Source organism: Streptomyces sp. NPDC004065 (assembly GCF_044903565.1).
In the GTDB taxonomy this organism is placed as follows: Bacteria; Actinomycetota; Actinomycetes; order Streptomycetales; family Streptomycetaceae; genus Streptomyces.
On record NZ_JBJDQT010000004.1, the window covers coordinates 139,028 to 160,757 of the forward strand.

The window sequence follows — 21,730 nt, forward strand, 5'->3', positions numbered from 1 at the left end:
TCAGTACTCCACTTGCTGGCTGCGGCGGCGTATGACGGTGACCTCGTCACGCTGGTTGCCGGTGGGCCCGTAGTAGTTGAAGGCGTAGGTGAACTGGGCGTAGCCGCCGGCCAGATGGGTGGGCTTGAGCAGCAGCCGGGTCAGCGAGTTGTGGATGCCGCCGCGCCTGCCGGTGAGCTCGGTCTTCGGCACGTTCACGTTGCGGTCCTGGGCGTGGTACATGTACACCGTGCCCTCGGGCATCCGGTGGGTGACCACCGCACGGGCGGCCACCACGCCGTTGCGGTTGTACGCCTCGATCCACTCGTTGTCGCGCACGCCGATCTTCTCCGCGTCCGCGTGCGACATCCAGATCACCGGGCCGCCGCGGGACAGGTCCAGCATGTACTTGTTGTCCTGGTAGTTGGAGTGGATGGACCACTTCGAGTGCGGGGTCAGATAGCGCACCGTCACCTCGGCGCGGCCGTCCTCGCCCAGGTGCTCGTCGCCGTAGTGCCGGATGGCGTTCAGCGGCGGCCGGTAGACCGGCAGCTGCTCGCCCAGCTCGGCGATCCAGTCGTGCTGGACGAAGAAGTGCTGGCGTCCGGTGAGGGTGTGCCACGGCTTCTTGTGCTCGACGTTGATCACGAAGGGGGAGTAGCGGCGGCCGCCGGTCTCCGAACCCGACCACTCGTAGGAGGTCATCACCGCGCGCGGCTGGGTGCGGGTGTCGGCGAAGGTGATCCGCTCGGCCTCCCGCTCGGCGGACAGCTCCACCAGGCCCTCGCTGCCGGTCTGCCGCTCCAGCTCCCGGAACCCCTCGGTCGCCAGGCGGCCGTTGGTGGTGCCGGACAGCGCGAGGATCGCCTCGCACATGTCGGTGGCGGTGGCCAGCGAGGGACGGCCGGCGCCGGCTCCGTCGCGCACCGTGCCGTTGCGGTGCCGCAGCTCCTCGATCTCCCGGTCCGGGTGGACGGTGACGCCCTTGGTGGTGGTGCCGAGCGTGTCCAGCAGCGGGCCGACCGCGCGGATCTTCTGCGCCACGGCCGCGTAGTCCCGCTCCACGACCACCAGCTTGGGCATCGTCCGGCCCGGCACCGGCTCGCACTCGCCGCGCCGCCAGTCCCGCACCGTCCCGCCGGGCTGGGCGAGTTCGTCCGGGGTGTCGTGGGTGAGCGGCACGGCCAGCACGTCGGTGCGGGTGCCCAGGTGCTCCGCGGCCAGCTCGCTGAACCGGTCGGCGATGCCGAGGAAGGTGTCGTAGTCGGTGCGGGCCTGCCAGGGCGGGGCGATGGCCGGGGTGAAGGCGTGCACGAAGGGGTGCATGTCCGTGCTGGACAGGTCGTCCTTCTCGTACCAGGTCGCGGCCGGCAGGACCACGTCGGACAGCAGTCCGGTCGAGGTCATCCGGAAGTCCATGGAGACCAGCAGGTCCAGCTTGCCCTCGGGGGCCTCCTCGCGCCACACCACCTCCTCGGGCCGCTGCCCCTCGGGGGTCTCGGCGGAGCGTACGGCCGCGTCCGTGCCCAGCAGATGCCGCAGGAAGTACTCGTTGCCCTTGCCGGAGGAGCCCAGCAGATTGGCCCGCCACACGGTCAGCACCCGGGGGAAGTTGGCCGGGTCGTCCGGGTCCTCGGCGGCGAACCGCAGCCGCCCGGACCTCAGTTCGTCCACGATGTGCTCGGCGACCGGGCGCCCGGCGGCCGCGGCCTCGTCCGCCAGGTCCAGCGGGTTGCGGTTGAAGCCGGGGTGGCCGGGGGTCCAGCCCAGGCGCACCGCCTGCGCCAGACAGTCCGCGAACGCCTTGCCCGCGAAGCGGCCTTCGCCGAGGGGCGAGGCCAGCTCGTCGGGGCCGAAGGCCTCGTAGCGCCACTGGTCGGTGTTGAGGTACCAGTAGGAGGTGCCCGCCATGTGCCGGGTGGGACGCTGCCAGTCGAACGCGAACGCCAGATGCTGGAAGCCGGTCAGCGGACGGACCTTCTCCTGGCCCACGTAGTGCGCCCAGCCGCCGCCGTTGACGCCCTGGCAGCCGGTCATCGTGGTCAGCGCCAGGAACGCCCGGTAGATGGTGTCGGAGTGGAACCAGTGGTTGGTGCCCGCACCCATCGCGATCATCGACCGGCCGTTGGTGCGCTCGGCGTTGCGGGCGAACTCCCGCGCGATCCGCGCCGCCTGCGCGGCGGGCACCGAGGTGACGGTCTCCTGCCAGGCGGGGGTGTACGGCTCCTCGGCGTCGTCGTAGGAGGTGGGCCAGCGGCCGGGCAGGCCCGGCCGGGCCACCCCGTACTGGGCGAGCATCAGGTCGAACACGGTGGTGACCAGCCGCCCGCCGACGCGCCGTACCGGCACGCCGCGCGTCATCACCGAGCCGCCCTCGGTGGCGCCCTCGTCGAACCGGGGCAGCGCCACCTCCACCGTCTCCTCGGCGGTCTCCAGCAGGCTCAGCTCCGGTTCGACGTCGCCGAGGTCCAGGTTCCAGCGGCCCCGCTCGGCCTCACCCCACCGGAAGCCGAGCGAGCCGCCGGGGACCACCGCCTCGCCGGTGGCCCGGTCGACGAGCACCGTCTTGGACCCGGCGTGCTCCGCGGCCGCGTGCTCGCCGCCCAGGTCGGCCGCGGTCAGGAAGCCGTCCGGGACGAGCCCGTGCCCGCTCTCGCGCAGGGTCACCAGGAACGGTGCGTCGGTGTAGGCCCGCAGATAGTCGCGGAAGTACGGCACCTCGCGGTCCACCAGGAACTCGCGCAGCACCACATGGCCCATGGCCATCGCCAGCGCCCCGTCGGTGCCGGGGTGGGGGGCCATCCACTCGTCGGCGAACTTCACGTTGTCCGCGTAGTCGGGGCTGACCGCGACGACCTTGGTGCCGTTGTACCGGGTCTCGGTCAGGAAGTGCGCGTCCGGGGTGCGGGTGACCGGGATGTTGGAGCCCCACATGACCAGATAGCCGGCGTTCCACCAGTCCGCCGCCTCGGGGACGTCCGTCTGGTCGCCGAAGACCTGCGGGGAGGCGACCGGCAGGTCCGCGTACCAGTCGTAGAACGACAGCAGCGTCCCGCCGATCAGCGACATGAACCGGGAACCCGCCGCGAACGACGCCATCGACATCGCCGGGATCGGCGAGAAGCCCGCCACCCGGTCCGGGCCGTACGTCTTGACGGTGTGCACATGGGCGGCGGCCACCAGCTCCGTCACCTCGTCCCAGCCGGCCCGCACCAGACCGCCCTTGCCGCGGGCCCGCTTGTAGGCCCGCGCCTTCGCCGGGTCACCGGTGATCTCCGCCCACGCGGCCACCGGGTCGCCCAGCCGGCGCCGGGCCTCCCGCCACATCTTCAGCAGCGTGCCCCGCACATACGGGTACCGGACCCGGCTGGGGGAGTAGGTGTACCAGGAGAACGAGGCTCCGCGCGGGCAGCCGCGCGGCTCGTACTCGGGGCAGTCGGCGCCGATGGAGGGGTAGTCGGTGGCCTGGTGCTCCCAGGTGATGATGCCGTCCTTGACGTACACCATCCACGAGCAGGAACCGGTGCAGTTCACTCCGTGCGTGGAGCGGACCACCTTGTCATGGGCCCAGCGGTCCCGGTAGAAGCCCTCCCACGTGCCGTCGTTGCGCCCGAACACGGCACGGCCGTCGGCGGACACCTCGCTGCGGGTCAGCAGCCGGCGGGCGGCCAGCGGCCAGCCCTGCCCGGCGCGCGGCTCGGGCTGCCGTGCGTTGTCGTCGTTCTCCATGGCCGGAAACCTAAGCCGCCCCCACCGTCCGCGACCTGGGCCGAACGCCCTCCCGCCGCACGCCGTACGGCCCCGGCGGTCCTGTCCGGCCAGGGACCAACGGCCCTATGAGCAGGGCCGCTCGGCGCTGCGGCGGGGGACCCCGCGCGGTGCATGCTGGCGTCGATCGAATCGGAGGCAGCGCATGTACCACCGCACCCAGTGCCGGCCCGGCCTCATCCCCCGTCCCGGGCCACGGCCGGCCGGGCGCACCGCCCGCGCCGTCCTCCGGTTCGATCGCCGTCCGGCCGCCCCTCACGTCTGCCCTGACTCCCGGGCGGCCGGGCGTACCTTCCGGGGGCACCGGTGAACGCCGGCCGGCCCCCGGCCGGCGCGGCGGCGACCGGCGCGACACCGGCCGGTGGTCAGCAGGGCCGCACCGCGACGGTGGTGCGGCGGCAGCACCAGGACGTGGGGGAGCGCCCGTTCATCGTCATCTGGGAGTCCACCCGGGCCTGCCCGCTGGCCTGTCTGCACTGCCGCGCCGAGGCCGTCCCCGACCGGGACCCGCGGGAGCTGGACACCGAGGCGGCCAAGGGCCTGATGCGGCAGATCGCCGCCTTCGGACACCCCGCCCCACTGTTCGTGATCACCGGCGGCGACCCCTTCCAGCGCCCCGACCTGCTCGAACTCATCGCCTACGGGCGAGAGGCCGGCGTGCGCGTCGCCGTCTCCCCGTCCGGCACCCCGACCCTCACCCCCGAGCGGCTGCGCGAGGTGCACGAGGCGGGCGCGGCCGGCCTCTCGCTCAGTCTGGACGGCTCCACCCCCGAACTGCACGACGGCTTCCGCGGCGTGCGCGGCGTCTACGGCTGGACCCTCGACGCCTGGGACGCAGCCCGCGCCCTCGGCATGAAGGTGCAGATCAACACCACCGTCACCCGGCACAACCTGGACGACCTGCCCGGCATCGTGCGCCTGGTCCACACCCACGGCGCCATGTTGTGGAGCGCCTTCCTGCTGGTGCCGACCGGACGGGGCGGCGCGCTCGGCGTACTGACGCCCCAGGAGACCGAGGACGTCCTCAACTTCGTGTACGACGTCGGCCTGACCGTCCCCGCCAAGACCACCGAGGGCCACCACTTCCGCCGCGTCGCCCTCCAGCGGCGCGTCCTGGCCGACCTCGGCGAGGACCACGAGCGCGTGCTCCGACTCGGCCCGCTCTACCGCCGGTTGCGGCAGCGGGCGGCCGAACTGGGGCTGACCGGGGGCGGGCGGCGCGCCCGCCGGCCGCCCCTCGACGTCAACGCCGGCCGCGGCTTCGTCTTCGTCTCGCACACCGGCACCGTGCACCCCAGCGGGTTCCTGCCGCTGGGCGCGGGCAATGTGCGCGAGCGGCCCCTCACCGAGATTTACCGGACCTCCGAGCTGTTCACCGGTCTGCGCGACCCCGACCGGCTGGGCGGCCGGTGCGGCTCCTGCGAGTTCCGCCGTGTCTGCGGCGGCTCCCGCTCCCGCGCCTACGGCGTGACCGGCGACCCGTACGCCGAGGAACCCTGGTGCGGTTACGTCCCCGGCTCCTTCCCCCACCAGCGGGAACTGGCCGCGCTGCTGGCCGGTACGGCGGACCGGCCCGGCACCGCGGGAGGCGTACCGGCACCGGGACCGGACATCGGGCCCCGCCCCCACGGGGCGGGCGGCGAACTCCCGGAACGTGACGGACATCGGCGGGGCGGCGACGGCGACCAGCCCCGAGCACGACGAGGAGAGCCGTGAGCGACATCGACGACAGCCCCCGGGCGGACGGACGCCGGGAGCTGCCCGTCCTCCGGCCCGGCGGCGGGCCGGGCGACGGGCCGGGCGCCGGGCCGGGCGCCGGACCCGGCAACTTCAGACGGGCCGCCGTACGGGGCCGCCATCTGCGGGCGCACGTCCTGGTCGCCGCCTGGGCGGGACTCGCCCTGCTCGCGGCCACCGCGCGGGACACCCTGCCCGTGGCCCGCTGGCTGGCCGTCCACCTGTTCCTGCTGGGCGCGGCCACCACCGCCATCGTCGTCTGGAGCGAGCACTTCACGGTCGCGATGCTGCACGCCCAGCCGCCCGGCCGGCGATGGAGCGCCGTCCGGCTGTACGGCCTCAACGCGGCCGTGGCCGGCGTGGTGCTCGGGGTGTGGGCCGACCTGCCCGCGCTCACCGGCGCGGCCACCGCCGGACTGGTCACCGCCGTCACCGCCCACCTGGTCGTCCTGGTCCGGCTGGGCCGGGGCGCGCTCGGCGGCCGGCTGGCCCCCGTGGCCGGCTTCTACCGCGCCGCCGCCGCGGCGCTGGCCGTGGCCGCCGTGCTCGGCGGGCTGCTCGCCACCGGCGTCGCGCCCGCGAGCCTGCACACCGGGCTGCGGCTGGCCCACCTCCACATCGCCCTGCTCGGCTGGATCGGGCTGCCGGTCCTGGGCACCCTGCTGATGCTCTGGCCCACCGTGCTCGGCGTACGGATGAGCGACGGCACCCCCCGCACGGCCCGCCGGATCCTCCTCCCGGCCGCCGCCGGCCTCGCGGTCGCGGCGGGCGGCCTCGCGGCCGGGCCCGGGACGGTGTGGCGGGCCGCCGTCGTGGCGGGGCTCGCCGCGTACGCGGGCGCGGTCGCCCTCGCGCTGCGGCTGTGCGCGCGCACCGTCCGGCGGGGCCGCCGGCCCGTGTCCGCCGCCGCGGCCGGGACGCTCGCCGCGTCCGCCCTCTGGCTGGCCGTCGCGGTCACCGCCGACCCGGTGCTCTTCGCGACCCGCGCCCCGGCCGACGCGCAGAGCGGCGTCGCCGCCCTGGTGCCGCCGCTGCTGCTGGGCTTCACCGCCCAGGTCCTCGTCGGCGGGCTGACGTATCTGCTGCCCGTCGTCCTGTCCGGCGGGCCACGGGAGCGGGCCGCCCTGCGCGCCGTGCTGGAGTGGGCCTGGGCGCCCCGGCTGGCCGCGCTCAACCTGGCCGTCGCGCTGCTCGCCCTGCCTCTGCCGGGCCCCGCCGGGACCGCGGGGGCCGCGCTGGCCGCCGCGGCCCTGGTGACCTTCCTCGCCCTGGCCGTCGCCGTACTGGCCCGCCGCGCCCGGCCCGGGGCGCCGTCCCGGACGCCCGCGCTGCTCGGCACCGCCGCGGGCGCGGCCGTCACGGTGCTGGCCGTGCTGGTGGCCAACAGCGGAGGCTCCGGCGGCGCGGCGGGCACCGCCGCCGGAGCGGTGCCCGGCGCCACCGCCACCACCGTGCGCACGGTGGCCGTCTCGCTGCGCGGCATGCGCGTGATCCCCAATCGAATAGAGGTCCCCCGGGGCACCGCGCTGCGCCTGAAGGTCACCAACCGCGACGCCCAGCGGCACGACCTCGCGGTGGAGGGCGGTCCCGCCACCGCGCCGCTCTCCGACGGGCAGTCCCGCACCCTCGACCTGGGCCCGGTCACCGCGGACCGCAGGGCCTGGTGCACGGTGCCCGGGCACCGCGCCGCCGGCATGAGCCTCGACATCGTCGTCACCGGCACCGCGGGCGGCGGCGAGGTGCGGGCCGGGACGGGCCGCACGGACGGCCTGAACGGCGCCGACGGCATGGACGGCATGGACATGGGAGCCGGCGGGGACACGGGCGCCCCGGGCCACTCCGGCCACGCACCGGCCGCCGCCTCCGCACCCGACCTCGCCGCCGGCTTCTCCCACGGCTTCCGGCCGCGCCCGGCCGCACTGCCCGCCGCCCCCACCGGGACGGTGCACAAGGTGCGACTGCACGCGCGGCGGGCGACGGCGGAGGTCGCGCCCGGCGTGAAGCAGCAGATGTGGACCTTCGGCGGCACCGCCCCCGGACCCACGCTGCGCGGCAGGGTCGGCGACGTCTTCGAGGTCACCCTCGTCAACGACGACCCGGTGATGGGCCACGGCATCGACTTCCACGCCGGCGCCCTCGCCCCGGACGGGCCGATGCGCACCCTCCAGCCGGGGCAGCGGCTGGTCTACCGCTTCCGCGCCGAACGGGCCGGCGCCTGGCTGTACCACTGCAGCACCATGCCCATGCTGCAGCACATCGGCAACGGCATGTACGGCGCCGTGATCATCGACCCGCCGGGACTGGCGAAGGCCGACCAGGAGTACCTGGTGGTCGCCTCGGAGCTGTACCTCGGCACGCCGGGGAGCGCCGCCCAGGTCGCCAAGATGCGCGCGAACACCCCGGACGCCTGGGCGTTCAACGGGATCGCCGCCCAGTACGACAAGGCGCCGCTGCGGGCGCGCGCCGGGCAGCGGGCCCGCTTCTGGGTGGTCGCGGCGGGGCCGAGCGACGGCGTCTCCTTCCACATCGTGGGCACGGTCTTCGACACCGTCTACAAGGAGGGCGCGTACCTGCTGAGGCCGAAGGACCCGGGCGGGTCCCAGGCGCTGGACCTGGCACCGGCCCAGGGCGGCTTCGTCGAGACGGTGTTCCCGCAGGCCGGCCACTACGCCTTCGTGGACCACGACATGCGGCGCGCCGAGGCGGGCGCGCACGGCACGGTGGAGGTGCGGTGATGGGCGGCGTGGGCCTGTGGCAGCTGGTGCGCTTCCTGCACGTCACCGGCGCCGTGCTCTGGGTCGGCGGACAGCTGGCGCTGTCCCTGGTGGTACTGCCGCTGTCGCGCCGGATGCTGTCCGCGGACACCCGGGACCGCTTCGCCGGCGACGTGGGCCGGCGCTTCGGCATCCTGACCGGGGCGCTGTTCCTGCCCGTGCAACTGGGCACCGGCTGGGCCATCGCCTGGCACAAGGGCGTCACCTGGGCCTCGCTCGCCGAACCCGGCTACGGCCGCACCCTGGCCGCCAAACTGGCCCTGTTCGCCGTCGTGATGCTCACCGCCGCGGCCCACGGCTGGGCCTCCGCCAAGGGCCACCGCGACCTGGCCCGGGCCCTGGCCGTCGCCTCCCTGGCCGGCTCCGTGGGCGTGGTCCTGCTCGCCACGTCGCTCCCCGCGACATGACGGGCGCGCCGGGGCCCGCGGCCGGCCGGGCGCCGGGCCACCGGGCCGGGACCTGTGGGCCCGGGAAAGGGCCGGTGCGCCCTCGTCCGGGGAGCGGGGGCGACGGAGGGTGGACGGGAGAGCCGGCACAGGGAGTCCGAGAGGGGGCCGCCATGCAGACGCCGCGAGCGGAGCAAGTGCGCGAAGGGGCCGTCGCGCGGACACCCGAGGTCGACGCGGCGGCCCTGGAGAAACTGCTGTACGCGGCCGTCGCGGCACCGTCCATCCACAACACCCAGCCCTGGCGGTTCGGCCTGGACGCCGAGACCCGCTCGGTCCACGTCCGCGCCGACCGCGAACGGCGTCTGCGGCTCACCGACCCGCACGCACGCGCCCAGCACCTGTCCGTGGGCGCCGCCGTGTTCAACCTGAGGGTGGCCGCGGCGCACCTCGGCTGGGACCCCGTCGTGGAGCTGCTGCCCGAGCGGGGCGATCCGGAACTGCTGGCCACGGTGCGGCTGTGCCCGAGGACGCCGGACGCCGAGCCGTCGTACGCCGAGCCGTCGTACGCCTGCCTGTACGACGCCGTGGGACGGCGGCACACCAGCCGTATGCCCTTCACCGGCCGGCCGGTGCCGGACCACGTGGTCGCGGAGATGGTGGCGGCGGCCCGGACGGAGGGCGCGCACCTGGACATGCCCGACATCGCCGGCACCCGGCGGCTGCTGCGGCTCACCGCCCTGGCCGAGGCGCGCAACACCGCCCACCCCGGCCGCAGGGCCGAGGCCCGCGGCTGGGTCACCGCACCCCGCACCTCCGCCCGCTACGGCATCCCGGTCACCTCCCTCGGCCCCCTGGACCCGGACGGGCGGATGCCGATGCGCGACTTCACCGGGCCGCTGCCCGGACTGCGACTGCCCGCGCTGCGCTTCGAACGGCACGCCCAGGTGGCCCTGCTGTGGACGACGCAGGACCGGCGGGCGGACTGGCTGCGGGCCGGTCAGGCCCTGGAACGGGCCCTGCTGGTGGCCACCCGGCACGGCGTGCGCACCTCGATGCTGCACCAGGCGATGGAGTGGCCGGACCTGCGGGAGGCGATGACGGGACAGCGGCGCCGCTGCTTCCCGCACCTGCTGATCCGCTTCGGCTACGGCCCGGAGGGCGGCCGCACCCCACGCGCGACGGCGTTCCCGACGCCCCCGGACGCCCCCCGACCGGCCGCCTGACCGGCCCCGGGTTCAGCCGGACGGCGGCGGGGCAGGCTTTCCGCGAGGTCCGGGTGAGCGCTTTTGGGGGGTTGGAACTGTTGATGGCGCGGAAGGGCTCGACAACCCGGGGCGGACGACGGGGCGGGTCCCGGTGAGGGGGGTGGGTCTTCGATGAACGCGTCCCTGCTCATTTCCCTGGCCTCGCCCGTGGTGGCGGTCGTCATCGCTGTCTGGGGTTTCCACCGCACGTCGCAGGCCGATCGGCTGCGCGCCTTCTTCGAGGTGCAGCAACGCTATCTGGAGGCCGAAGTGCGGAGCGGACGCCGTCTGCTCCACCTCGAAGTGGCGGGACGGACGCCCCGAGAGATGTCCGAGCTGTCCGCGGATGTCTCGAGTCGCATCAACTATGCCCTGGCGGTGATGAACTCCATAGCCATTGCCTGCGAGGGCAGATACGTCGACACGAACCTCGTCGCGCGCGGTATGGGGAAGTCCTTCACGAAGGCGATCACAGCGGCCAAGCCGTACATCGACTACGTGGAACAGCAACGCGGCTTCCGTCCTTACACGTTCGCCGAGCGACTGGCCGACCGGCTGAGGACGAGCATGTGACCCTGCTCCGAACAGCGGCCGACCGTGATCAGTGACGGATGAGACGCCCCGCTACCCTCTCATTCGGTGCAGGGCCACCCGCGTTTCCCACCTGAGCGCCCTCTCCTCCCTCCGTACCACGGCCTTGTGCTCCGGCACGTTCGCCGACAACCATGCTTGAGCGCGCTCGTCGTCATCGGGTCCGTCGATGATCTCCTCGAACTCGTTCAGCTGTTCGTCCGTGAGCTGCTCGGTGATCGCCGACCCCACACGCAGCTCCAGTTCCTCGTGGTACGCGCCGTAGAACGAGTGCCTGTCCGCATGTGAAAGCCGCTCCAGCGACAGATCCGCGATCAGCGGACCGAGAGTCGGGACGACAGGTGATGGGGCAGGCTCCGAAGGTGACGGCCGCCGTTGTCCTCGGGCTTCCTGGCGTCCGCGGAGCAGCCGCCGCTGGGCTGCGGCCGCCCGGAGCACGGGTGCCCGCAGCACGGCTGCCACGCGGGAGAACTCCCGTCGGCGTGCGGACCCGTCCGTACCGGAGCGACTGACGGCCTCGCGCGCGGCCCCGCGCTGCGCGAGCCAGGAGTCCAGGAAGCTCTCCGTACCGGAAGCAGGTGCAGCCGAACGTCGGGCCGAAGGGGGCGAGAACGCGGTTTTCGCTCGGTTCAAATGCTCTCTGACAGCTGCCTGCGACCGGCTCTCTCGTTCCTCGTCGGCTGCTCGCAGCTCCGCTCGCGAACGCCAGTATGCCTGCTCGAGCATGCGGTGGCGCACGCTGTCCCGGTCCACGGGGAGACCGCTGTCGGAATCCGCGTTCGGCGGCTGCAGGGTGAACGTGTGCGTTTCGCCGCCATGCAGCATCTGCACCACGGCCTGGTAGTTGCCCGGGGTGCGCAGGATGTCGGCCGAGACGTCGAGTTCCTCGGCCAAGAGTTTCGCGTCACGGCCGGAAACGCCGAAGACGATGCGATTCGCCACATTCCCGAGGATGGCCGACAGCAGATTGTTGGAGACCGCTCCGGTGAACCGCGAGAACGCGTTCAGCTGGCTGAGGTTCTGGTGTGCGAGGACCAGGCTCAGCCCGAATTTACGTGCCTCCGCGACGAGTTCGTCGAATCCTGTGACAGCGAAGGACTGGAACTCGTCGACGTACATGTAGACGGGTGCGGACTTGCCTTCGTCGCTCCTCCATCGCGCGTACACGGCCTTGCGTACCCGCTCCTGGATGAACGTTCCGAGGAGTGTGGCCGCTGACCTGCTCATCTCCCACTCCGGCAGTTTCACCAGGAGCACTCCGCCGTTTGTCACCACCCGTTCGATCGAGACCGTGGACGTACCTCCCGCCAGAACCTTGCCCAGCGCCCCGTCCTGCTGCATCTCGCTGAACTTGGAGAGCGCCCAGTGCAGAACCTGGGCGATCTCGTGGTCCTGCTGGCGTTCGAATATCGCCCACCGTTCCTTGAGGTCCGAGTCCGTGAGCAGGTCCTTGATCCACCTGCGACGGTCCTTGCTGCGCAGAACCCTGATGAGGTCGATCACGCCCGGCGGCTTGAAGGGGTAGTCCTCGTTGGTGATGGACTCGAGTGCCAGGCGGGCGATCTCCTCGAAGCGGGGCCCGTAGAACTCGTGATAGGACTGGCGCACCAGCAGCTGGATGAACTCCTCGATGGCGAGTTCGAGTTCCGCCTTGTTGTGCACGTCCAGGTCGAGCGGATTGAGGACGGGCAGGTACTCGGGGTCCCCGAAGTCGAGGAAGAGCACCTCGTCCTCCCGGCCGGCGGTGTGACCGAGCAGATAGTCGACCAGGTCCCCGTGCGGGTCGATGACGACGAGCGACCGGCCCTCCTGAAGGTCCTGGCGGGCCATGTGCTTGAGGATGTTGGTCTTGCCCGACCCGGTCCTGCCCACGACGTAGGTGTGCCGGCGCCGGGCGCCCTCGTCCAGCCGCACCACGACGCGCTGGTCCTCGCGCGCCTGAGCCAGGCGGGCCGTGCCCAGGTTGATTCCGTCGATCGGAAGGGTGATGTCCGGCAGGGAGAGGGTACGTGGACGCTGGTTGACGAGCCCCCGCCCCTCTATCCGGCCGTACGGAGGATGGAAGATCCGGAGGGCTTCCGCCGGGGTGAGGGGGGTGCCGGGTTGCAGCATCTGGCCCCCCGGAGCCAAGGCAGCCAGGGCTGACTCGTCGGAGACGACGTCGAACGGCACCCCGCGGAACAGCCACAGTCCGATGCTCCGCAGAACGGAGTCACCCAGCCGTTCGTCGGATGCGACGTGGATCTGCAGGGCGAGGTTCGCGGGGTCCGACGACTCCTGGCTGGCCCGGATGAAGAAGGCTGCGGCGTTGCGGTCTTCGTCGGCGAACAGCCCGGTGCCCTCGGGAAGCCGTGCCGTGAAGTTCCGCTCGGCCTCCGGCACCCGGCGCAGTGTCATCTGCACGGTCACCTGAGGTTTGAGGGCACGGAGGTAGTCGATGAGACCGCCCCAGTCCTCCTGGACCAGGGGGACGTTCTGGGCCTTCGGTCTCAGTTCCACCAGGTGCGGGGCGTCCAGGTCGGCCTGTCCCGGGGTGGAGGAGATGTCCCACCCTCCGCTGAAGGCCACGCTCAGCTGCTGCCCGACTCCCTCGGCCAGGTCTTCGATCACGGCGGGGTCGGCGCTCTCGGTGAGGGCGAGGACGTCGAAGAACGGTGCGAGGTTTCCGCTCGTCTGCCGCACCGTGGTGACTCGGTACAGCAGCCGGGCACTGGCGTCGTTGACGAGCGACAGCGTACGCAACACGCCGAGCTGGCGAGGGAGACTCCGTACGGCGACCTCCCCGCTGTACCGGCCCAGTCGGGCCGAGTAGAAGAGGGTCAGCTCCTGTTGGCCGGCTGCGCTGCCGTCTGCCGGGCGGGTGGGTGGAGTAACGCGCTGGTACCTGCTGCGGACCCTCGACTCGAGCTGCCGGCGAGCCCGGTTCACCTCGTCGATCAGTCGGCCCAGGCCATCGATGGACGGATCCTCGAGCAGCGGATGCCAGTGTTCGTGTAACTTGTTCAGTGCCGCGTAGTGCAGCTCCGGTTCCGACTGGACCTGTGTGAGGACCAGGTGCGTCGTCGCCGTCGCGAAGTCCGAGGCGCTCATCAGCTTCTGCTTCTGGCGCCGTCTCAGGGTCTTGACCGCGTTGAGCAGCACGGCGTTCTGGCCTGCTTCCGCCAGGCGTCGATCGGCGGTCGACAGGAACTCGGTGTACAGCCCGGTGGTGTAGTGGGACAGCGACCACGACTGCATGGGCCGCGCGAGCACCCCTGCGGTCTCGGCGGTGTTGGCGCCGTCGTCCTCGTAGAGGATCGCGGCGCGCAGGTGGACGCGGTTCTGCGGAGGCTTCGTGGAACTCGGTCTGGTGGGGAACCCCGCGAAGTCGGCCGAGGCGATCGCCTCACCGGGAGGCAGGGGCTCCGTTCCCAGTCTCTCGTCGACGAAGAGCCCCGCCACGTGCGGTGCCAGGATGGCACTGCCCCCGCGATCGGCGTGGTTCGCGAAGACCGTGGCGAAGTTGCGCGGGCATTTCAGGAAGTCGTCGGTCGGCCTCGACAGCGCGCTGACCAGGACGACATCGGGTGGCCTCTCGCCGCCGTCGAAGTCCCGCCGTAAGTTGACGTAGTCCATGCAGATGGCGAGTCCGAGTTCGTAGGTGCGCTCGCCCTTCGTGAACTTGACGCGTTCAGGACCCCGCCCCGGCGTGATCGTCTCGCCCTGGGCCGGGTCCCTCTTGGTGACGAGAGCGAGCCTCTCCTGACTCACGAATACCGCCGCGTTGCATTCGACGGCGTCCAGGGCGTCCGCGATCCCCTGCTGCTCCAGCACGGAAGCGTCGGGTTCGCGTAGTTGACCGATGCCGGCGAAGATGACCAGGCGGTTGCGGTATCCGACGAGGATGCTGACGAGTTCGGCGGGGATCGCACACTCGGGGAAGACGACGACGTCGATGCGGTGCTGCACGCAGAACTCGAGTATCTGCTTCACCTTCAGCTCCATGGAGCGCAGACGCTCGCGGCGGGAGCTGTTCAGTGCCTCGTCGGTCCGTCCTTCGAACTCCTCGCCGTGGTCGAGGTCGGCCAGAGCCGTGCCGCCCGCGTCGGTCGCGGACGCGTAGGAGAGGCTGAGCAGTGGTTCGTCGGGGAGCCAGTAGCTGCCCTGGTTCTTGCGGACGTTGGGCACGTAGGCCAACTGGACCGCGGCGAGGCGCAGGAGGTTGTCACTCGTAGGTGTTGCCGATGGCGACGCGTCGGTCAACGGTGGCCCCCCGTCCAGGACAACTACCGCAGCGAGTCGTGGTCTGCTTCGAGCCACAATACTGCGTGAAGTCCCAGAAGTGACCTTCTCGCACGTCGCTCACTCATGGCGACTGTTCGGATGCCATGCGTCATACGTCCAGTGTGCCGGGGCGGCGACGCCGGGGCGGCGACGCCGGGGCGGCCACAGGCCCGGCCTGGGGGTGCGCCACGCCGGCTCGACCGCTGCGGCACCCGTCGAGTGGTGGAACCCGTCTCCGGCCCCGCCGGCCACGTCACGCCGGTCCCGGCGGGCCCCCCGGTGAGCCCCCCGGGGGGGGGCTCACCCCGTGGTGCGCAGGTCCGTGAGTTCGCGGCCCGTCACCATCGCCGATTCGATGCGGATGAAGACGTCCTCCCGGATCGGCATCCAGGAGCGGGGGCCGGTGCGCAGCAGGCGTTCGTGCTCCCCGGGGTCGGTCACCGCGGTGGCCTGTCCGGTGACGACCACGCTCCAGCCGGAGCGGGTCTCCGCGTCGAACTCGTCCGCCTCGAAGGCGACGACCACACCGTCGACGGCCCGCACCAGGTCCGACCCCGCGGAGGTGCGCAGGATCACGGACTGGTCCGTGTCCAGGGCGAAGTTGACCGGCAGCACCGCGGGGAGCGCCTGCCTCGTGTACACGACCCGGCCGACCGGCACCTTGGCGAGAAGCCGCAGGCATTCCTGCCGGTCCATCGAGCGAAAGCCGTCGTTCTGCAACATCCCCCCATCGTCCTTCCCGGCCCGCCCTCGCGTTAGGGCCGGTCGGCCCCATCTGCCGGCCGCCGGCCCCCGTACCAGGGACCCGGGCGGGGACCGGCGGACCCCGGCGGGGGGACCCTCGGCCCCTGCTCACGGCCGGTGCGCGTTGCGGATAGTGGCATTCGGGCAACCCGGTCACGTACCGGAGCCCGCGGTTCGGGTGGGAACCCGTTGCCGTACGACGAACGAAGGGACAGGCGGCATGCTGGAGCCGTCGAAGAAGAAGAGCGACGCGGCCGCGCCGGACAGCGCGCCCGTGTCCGGGCGGGCGTGGCTGATGCTGGCGCTGGCCACGGTCGGGTTCGCGGTGAACTTCTGGGCCTGGGCGCTGCTCAGCCCGCTGGGCCCGCGGCTGAAGGACACCCTGGAACTGTCCTCGTTCCAGCAGTCCCTGCTGGTCGCCGTACCCGTGGTGGTCGGCTCGCTGGGCCGGATACCCGTCGGCGCGCTGACCGACCGGTTCGGCGGGCGCGTGATGTTCCCGCTGGTGTCGGCCGCGACCATCGTGCCGGTGCTCTACCTGGGCCTGGCCGGGCACGACTCGCTGACCGCACTGCTGGTGGGCGGGTTCTTCCTGGGGATCGGCGGCACCGCCTTCGCCGTCGGCGTGCCCTTCGTGAGCGCCTGGTTCCCGCCCCGGCGGCGCGGCCTGGCCATCGGCGTCTTCGGCATGGGCATGGGCGGCACCGCCATCAGCGCGCTGACCACGGTCAAGCTGGTCGACGCGCACGGCATGGCGAACCCGTTCCTGATCACCGCCGGCGTCCTCGGCGCGTACGCGGTCGTCGCCGCCCTCCTGCTGCGGGACGCGCCCGGACGCACCGTGCCGGCCGAGCCGCTGGTCCGCAAGCTGGGCCGGACCTGCCGGCTGGGCATCACCTGGCAGGCCTCGGCGCTGTACGCGGTGGCCTTCGGCGGCTACGTCGCCTTCTCCGTCTACCTGCCGACCTACCTGAAGACCGGCTACGGGCTGACCCAGGCGGACGCCGCCAACCGGATGGCCGGGTTCGTGCTGCTCGCGGTGGCGATGCGCCCCGTCGGCGGCTGGCTGTCGGACCGCCTCGGTCCGGTGCGGGTGCTCGCGGCGGCGCTGGGCGTGGTGTTCGTCGCGGCGTTCGTGCAGTCGCTGACCCCCTCGCTGGCCCCGACCGGAACCATCGCGTTCCTCGCCATGGCCGCCGCGCTCGGCGCGGGCAGCGGTGCGGTGTTCGCCCTGGTGGCCCTGCTGGCCCCGGCCGACCAGGTCGGCTCGGTCACCGGCATCGTGGGCGCCGCCGGCGGTCTGGGCGGCTTCGTGCCCCCGCTGGTGATGGGCTCGCTGTACGGCGCCTACGGCTCCTACGCGGTCGGCCTGGTCCTGCTCGGCCTGGTCGCCCTGGCCGCGCTGGCCTTCACCGGGACCGGTGTGCGCCACGCGGTCGGGCGCCGCGAGCGGGTCGCCCAGCTCCAGCCGCACTGACCCGGGACGCACCGCGCCCGGAAACCCACAGCGAGGAGAAGGAGAAGCATCCGATGTGCGAGTACTGCGGCTGCCAGAGCCTGGAGTCGATCGACGAGCTGACCCGTGAGCACGACACCGTGGTCGACCTCATCGGCCTGGTGCGCGCCGCCGATGACGACGGGGACGTGACCCGGATGGCGGAACTCGCCCGCGAAATCGCCTCCGTGCTCGGACCGCACACCCAGGTGGAGGAGCACGGCCTGTTCCCCGCCCTGGCGGACGACTTCCCCGAGAAGATCTCCGCGCTGGAGGAGGAGCACCGCCGGATCGAGGCGGTGCTCGAGGAGGCCGCCGACGCGGTCCCGGCCGATCCCGCCTGGCCCGGGCGGCTCACCGAGGCGCTCGCCCTGCTGCGCGAGCACATCCTCAAGGAGCAGGACGGCGTCTTCCCGGCGGCGCTGGCCTTCCTGAGCACCGAGCAGTGGGAGGCCGTGGAGGCCGTACGCGCCCGGGTCACCCCGCGTACCCCCCAGCCCTCGCCCTGACCCCGACCCGGGCCGCCCCCACGCGGGGCGGTCCGCTCTCCTCCGGTGCCGCCCGCCGCAGCCCCGCTGCATGCCGGGCGGCACCGCCATGCCGGCGCCACCCGGCCCCGGCCCCGGCACCGGTCCGGCGCGCCCCCGCCCCCGGCCCCGGTCCCGGTCCGGCGCGCCCCCGCCCCCGCCCCCGGCCCCGGCACCGGCACCGGTTCAGCGCGCCGCCGGCCCCGGCCCCGCCCCGGCCCGCCAACGGCTCCCGGCACCACCCCGGCTGCCCCGCCCGCACCACCCCGCCTCCCCACCCCCCGGGCGTCCGATCCACGCGGCATGTGTCGTCCGCACTGATTGAGGAAAGGCGCGGGATGGCTTTTCCTTGAGTGAAGCGAAGCGACCGGTGGTGCGACCGGAGGGAGCAGCGCGGTGGCCACGGAGACCGAGACCGGCCCGGAGTCCGAGCGGATACGCGGGACACGGCGGGCGGCGATGGACGGGGAGCTGACGGAGGCGCTCGTGCGCTCCCGCCGCTACTTCACCCGGGCGGAGGTCTCCCCGGACCTGCGCACCCTGCACAGGAAGGGCGGCCGGCAGGCCGACGACTTCTACCGCGACCGCTGGTCGCACGACAAGGTGGTCCGCTCCACGCACGGGGTGAACTGCACCGGCTCCTGCTCGTGGAAGGTGTACGTCAAGGACGGCATCATCACCTGGGAGGCCCAGCAGACGGACTACCCCTCCGTCGGCCCCGACCGCCCCGAGTACGAGCCGCGCGGCTGCCCCCGCGGCGCCGCCTTCTCCTGGTACACCTACTCGCCCACCCGGGTCCGCTACCCGTACGTCCGCGGTGTGCTGCTCCAGATGTACCGGGAGGCCAGGGACCGGCTGGGCGACCCGGTCGCGGCCTGGGCGGAGATCGTCTCCGACCCCGAGCGCTCCCGCCGCTACAAGTCCGTGCGCGGCAAGGGCGGCCTGGTACGGGCGACCTGGGACGAGGCCGTGGAGATGGTCGCCGCCGCGCACGTCCACACGATCAAGGAGTACGGGCCCGACCGGCTGGCGGGCTTCTCGCCGATCCCGGCGATGTCGATGGTCTCGCACGCCGCCGGGGCCCGCTTCTACTCGCTGCTCGGCGGCGTGATGCTGTCCTTCTACGACTGGTACGCGGACCTGCCGGTCGCCTCCCCGCAGGTCTTCGGCGACCAGACGGACGTCCCCGAGTCGGGGGACTGGTGGGACGCCGGCTATCTGATCATGTGGGGCTCCAACCTTCCGGTGACCCGCACCCCGGACGCGCACTGGATGGCCGAGGCCCGCTACCGCGGCCAGAAGGTCGTCGCGGTCTCCCCGGACTACGCGGACAACGTGAAGTTCGCCGACGAGTGGCTGCCCGCGCAGCCCGGCACCGACGGGGCGCTGGCGATGGCCATGGGCCATGTGGTGCTGAAGGAGTTCTTCGTCGACCGCCGCACCCCGTACTTCGACCAGTACGTCAAGCGGTTCACCGACCTGCCGTTCCTGGTCGCCCTCGACGAGACCGCACCGGGCGGCGACTCCGGGCCGGGCCACGACTCCGGGCCGGGCGGCGACACGACCGGGCCGGCCGGCGACGGGACCGCACCGGGCGGCCGGACGTACCGGCCGGGGAAGTTCCTGACCGCGGCCGACCTCGGCGGCGAGCACGCGGGCGCCGAGCACGCCGAGTTCCGCACCGTGCTGCTCGACGCGGACGGCCGCCCCCTGGTGCCCAACGGCACCCTAGGCGACCGGTTCGGCGAGGCCGGGGCCGGCAAGTGGAACCTGGACCTGGGCGGCGTCGACCCCCTGCTGTCGGCCGACGGCGGCGGCGAGACCCCGGTGACCGTCGAACTGCCCCGCTTCGACGCCCCCGACGGCAGCGCCGGCGTGCTGCGGCGCGGCGTCCCGGTGCGGCGGATCGCCGGACGCCTGGTCACCACGGTCTACGACCTGCTGCTGGCCCAGTACGGCGTGGCCCGCCCCGGCCTGCCCGGCCGCTGGCCCGCGTCCTACGACGACGCCGAGGAGCCGTACACCCCCGCCTGGCAGGCCGCGATCACCGGTGTGGACGCCGGCCGGGCCGCCCGGATCGCCCGTGAGTTCGCGGCCAACGCCGAGGAGTCCCGCGGCCGCTCGATGATCATCATGGGGGCGGGCGCCAACCACTGGTTCCACTCCGACACCATCTACCGCGCCTTCCTCACCCTGACGACCCTCACCGGCTGCCAGGGCGTCAACGGCGGCGGCTGGGCCCACTACGTCGGCCAGGAGAAGGTCCGCCCGCTCACCGGCTACTCGGCGCTGGCGACCGCCGCCGACTGGAACCGCCCCGCCCGGCAGATGATCCAGACCGCGTACTGGTACCTGCACAGCGACCAGTTCCGCTACGACCCGTTCTCCGCGGACACCCTCGCGGCGGCCGGCGCGGGCGGGCCGTTCGCCGGGATGGCCACCGCCGACGTGATCGCCGCCTCCGCCCGCATGGGCTGGATGCCCTCGTACCCGACCTTCGACCGCAACCCGCTCGACCTCGCCGACGAGGCCGCGGCCGCCGGGCGCCCGGTCGCCGAGCACGTCGTCGAGGAGCTGAGGGCCGGGCGGCTCGGCTTCGCGGGCGAGGACCCGGACGCGCCGGAGAACTTCCCGCGCGTGCTGACGATCTGGCGGGCCAATCTGCTGGGCTCCTCGGCCAAGGGCAACGAGTACTTCCTCAAGCACCTGCTGGGCACCGACTCCTCGGTCAACGCCGCCGAGGCGCCGCCCGCGGCCCGGCCCCGGGACGTGGTGTGGCGGGAGGAGGCCCCCACCGGCAAGCTGGACCTGCTGCTCACCCTGGACTTCCGGATGACCAGCACGACCGTCTTCTCGGACGTGGTGCTGCCCGCCGCCACCTGGTACGAGAAGCACGACCTGTCCAGCACCGACATGCACCCCTACGTGCACGCCTTCAACCCGGCGATCGCCCCGCCCTGGCAGACCCGCACCGACTGGGACAGCTTCACCACGCTGGCCCGCGCGTTCAGCCGGCTCGCCGCCGTGCACCTCGGCGTGCGCGAGGACGTGGTCGCCGCGCCGCTGCTGCACGACACCCCGGACGAACTGGCCACCCCGCACGGCCGGGTACGGGACTGGAGGGCCGGCGAGTGCGAACCCGTCCCCGGGCGCACCATGCCCAAACTCGTCACCGTGGAGCGCGACTACGGCGCGGTCGCGGACCGGATGACCTCCCTCGGCCCGCTGCTCGACTCCCTCGGCGCGACCACCAAGGGCGTCACCTTCCAGGTGGACCACGAGCTCGACTACCTGCGGCACAAGAACGGCACCGTGCGCGGGGGAGCGGGCGACGGAAGGCCCGCCCTGCAACGGGACGTGCACGCCTGCGAGGCGATCCTCGCCCTGTCCGGCACCACCAACGGCCGCCTGGCCACGCAGGGTTTCCACACCCTGGAGGCCCGCACCGGGACGCGGCTCGCCGACCTCGCCGCCGAGCACGAGGGCAAGCAGGTCACCTTCGCCGACACCCAGGCGGCCCCCGTCCCCGTCATCACCAGCCCCGAGTGGTCCGGTTCGGAGTCCGGCGGGCGCCGCTACTCGGCGTTCACCGTCAACGTCGAGCGCGGCAAGCCCTGGCACACCCTCACCGGCCGCCAGCACTTCTACCTCGACCACGACTGGATGGCCGCGCTCGGCGAGCAACTGCCCGTGTACCGGCCGCCGCTGAACATGCACGCCCTCTTCGGCGAGCCGCGGCTCGGCGAGATGGGCGAACTCGGGGTGACCGTGCGCTACCTCACCCCGCACAACAAGTGGTCCATCCACTCCGAGTACCAGGACAACCTGTTCATGCTGTCGCTGTCCCGGGGCGGGCCCACCATCTGGATGAGCACCGAGGACGCCGCGAAGATCGGCGTCGCCGACAACGACTGGATCGAGGCGGTCAACCGCAACGGCGTCGTCGCCGCCCGCGCGGTGGTCTCCCACCGGATGCCGGAGGGCACCGTCTTCATGTACCACGCCCAGGACCGGCTGATCGACGTGCCCCGCACCGAGACCACCGGCCGGCGCGGCGGCATCCACAACTCCCTCACCCGCCTGCTGGTCAAGCCCAGCCACCTCATCGGCGGCTACGCCCAGCTGTCCTACGCCTTCAACTACCTCGGCCCGACCGGCAACCAGCGCGACGAGGTCACCGTCGTCCGCCGCCGCGCCAACCAGGAGGTGGAGTACTGAC

General features: G+C 72.9%; 11 protein-coding genes. 8 read left to right on the forward strand and 3 right to left on the reverse strand.

The genetic code is table 11. The features are described from left to right. Complete coding sequence (locus ACI2LW_RS07960) at positions 1-3,708, reverse strand: nitrate reductase subunit alpha (RefSeq protein ID WP_404730301.1); 3,708 nt, start codon at positions 3,706-3,708, stop codon at positions 1-3. A gap of 345 nt (positions 3,709-4,053) precedes the next feature. Here ACI2LW_RS07960 and ACI2LW_RS07965 point away from each other — a divergent pair, with 345 nt between their 5' ends. From ACI2LW_RS07965 to ACI2LW_RS07985, 5 genes are all read left to right on the forward strand, one after another. Next, positions 4,054-5,463 (forward strand): TIGR04053 family radical SAM/SPASM domain-containing protein, encoded by a 1,410-nt coding sequence (locus ACI2LW_RS07965; RefSeq protein WP_404730302.1) that lies wholly within the window; start codon positions 4,054-4,056, stop codon positions 5,461-5,463. Then, entirely contained in the window at positions 5,460-8,219 is a 2,760-nt protein-coding gene (locus ACI2LW_RS07970; protein ID WP_404730303.1) for a multicopper oxidase domain-containing protein, read from the forward strand. Before ACI2LW_RS07965 ends, ACI2LW_RS07970 begins: the two co-directional genes overlap by 4 nt. Continuing rightward, positions 8,219-8,665: a hypothetical protein gene (locus ACI2LW_RS07975; RefSeq protein WP_404730304.1), complete on the forward strand. Its 447-nt coding sequence runs from the start codon at positions 8,219-8,221 to the stop codon at positions 8,663-8,665. Before ACI2LW_RS07970 ends, ACI2LW_RS07975 begins: the two co-directional genes overlap by 1 nt. Positions 8,666-8,817: 152 nt before the next feature. Next, a complete protein-coding gene (locus tag ACI2LW_RS07980; protein ID WP_404730305.1) occupies positions 8,818-9,870 on the forward strand; it encodes an Acg family FMN-binding oxidoreductase in 1,053 nt (350 codons plus the stop codon). Positions 9,871-10,023: 153 nt separating this feature from the next. After that, complete coding sequence (locus ACI2LW_RS07985) at positions 10,024-10,464, forward strand: hypothetical protein (protein WP_404730306.1); 441 nt, start codon at positions 10,024-10,026, stop codon at positions 10,462-10,464. 51 nt (positions 10,465-10,515) lie between these two features. Here the strand turns inward: ACI2LW_RS07985 and ACI2LW_RS07990 are convergent, their stop codons facing one another. Both ACI2LW_RS07990 and ACI2LW_RS07995 read right to left on the reverse strand, forming a co-directional pair. Next, the gene (locus tag ACI2LW_RS07990; protein ID WP_404730307.1) at positions 10,516-14,724 is read right to left on the reverse strand and encodes a type IV secretion system DNA-binding domain-containing protein; all 4,209 of its coding nucleotides are present in this window, start codon (positions 14,722-14,724) and stop codon (positions 10,516-10,518) included. A 321-nt stretch (positions 14,725-15,045) separates the two neighbouring features. Beyond that, positions 15,046-15,468 (reverse strand): pyridoxamine 5'-phosphate oxidase family protein, encoded by a 423-nt coding sequence (locus ACI2LW_RS07995; protein WP_404730308.1) that lies wholly within the window; start codon positions 15,466-15,468, stop codon positions 15,046-15,048. Positions 15,469-15,709: 241 nt separating this feature from the next. Between ACI2LW_RS07995 and ACI2LW_RS08000 the strand changes: the two genes are divergently transcribed. From ACI2LW_RS08000 to ACI2LW_RS08010, 3 genes are all read left to right on the forward strand, one after another. Continuing rightward, complete coding sequence (locus ACI2LW_RS08000; protein WP_404730309.1) at positions 15,710-16,966, forward strand: nitrate/nitrite transporter; 1,257 nt, start codon at positions 15,710-15,712, stop codon at positions 16,964-16,966. 53 nt (positions 16,967-17,019) lie between these two features. Then, positions 17,020-17,493 carry a hemerythrin domain-containing protein gene (locus ACI2LW_RS08005; RefSeq protein WP_404730310.1) on the forward strand — a complete coding sequence of 158 codons (474 nt, stop codon included), beginning with the start codon at positions 17,020-17,022 and terminating at the stop codon, positions 17,491-17,493. A gap of 477 nt (positions 17,494-17,970) precedes the next feature. Continuing rightward, entirely contained in the window at positions 17,971-21,729 is a 3,759-nt protein-coding gene (locus ACI2LW_RS08010; RefSeq protein WP_404730409.1) for a nitrate reductase subunit alpha, read from the forward strand. Position 21,730: the final 1 nt, after the last annotated feature.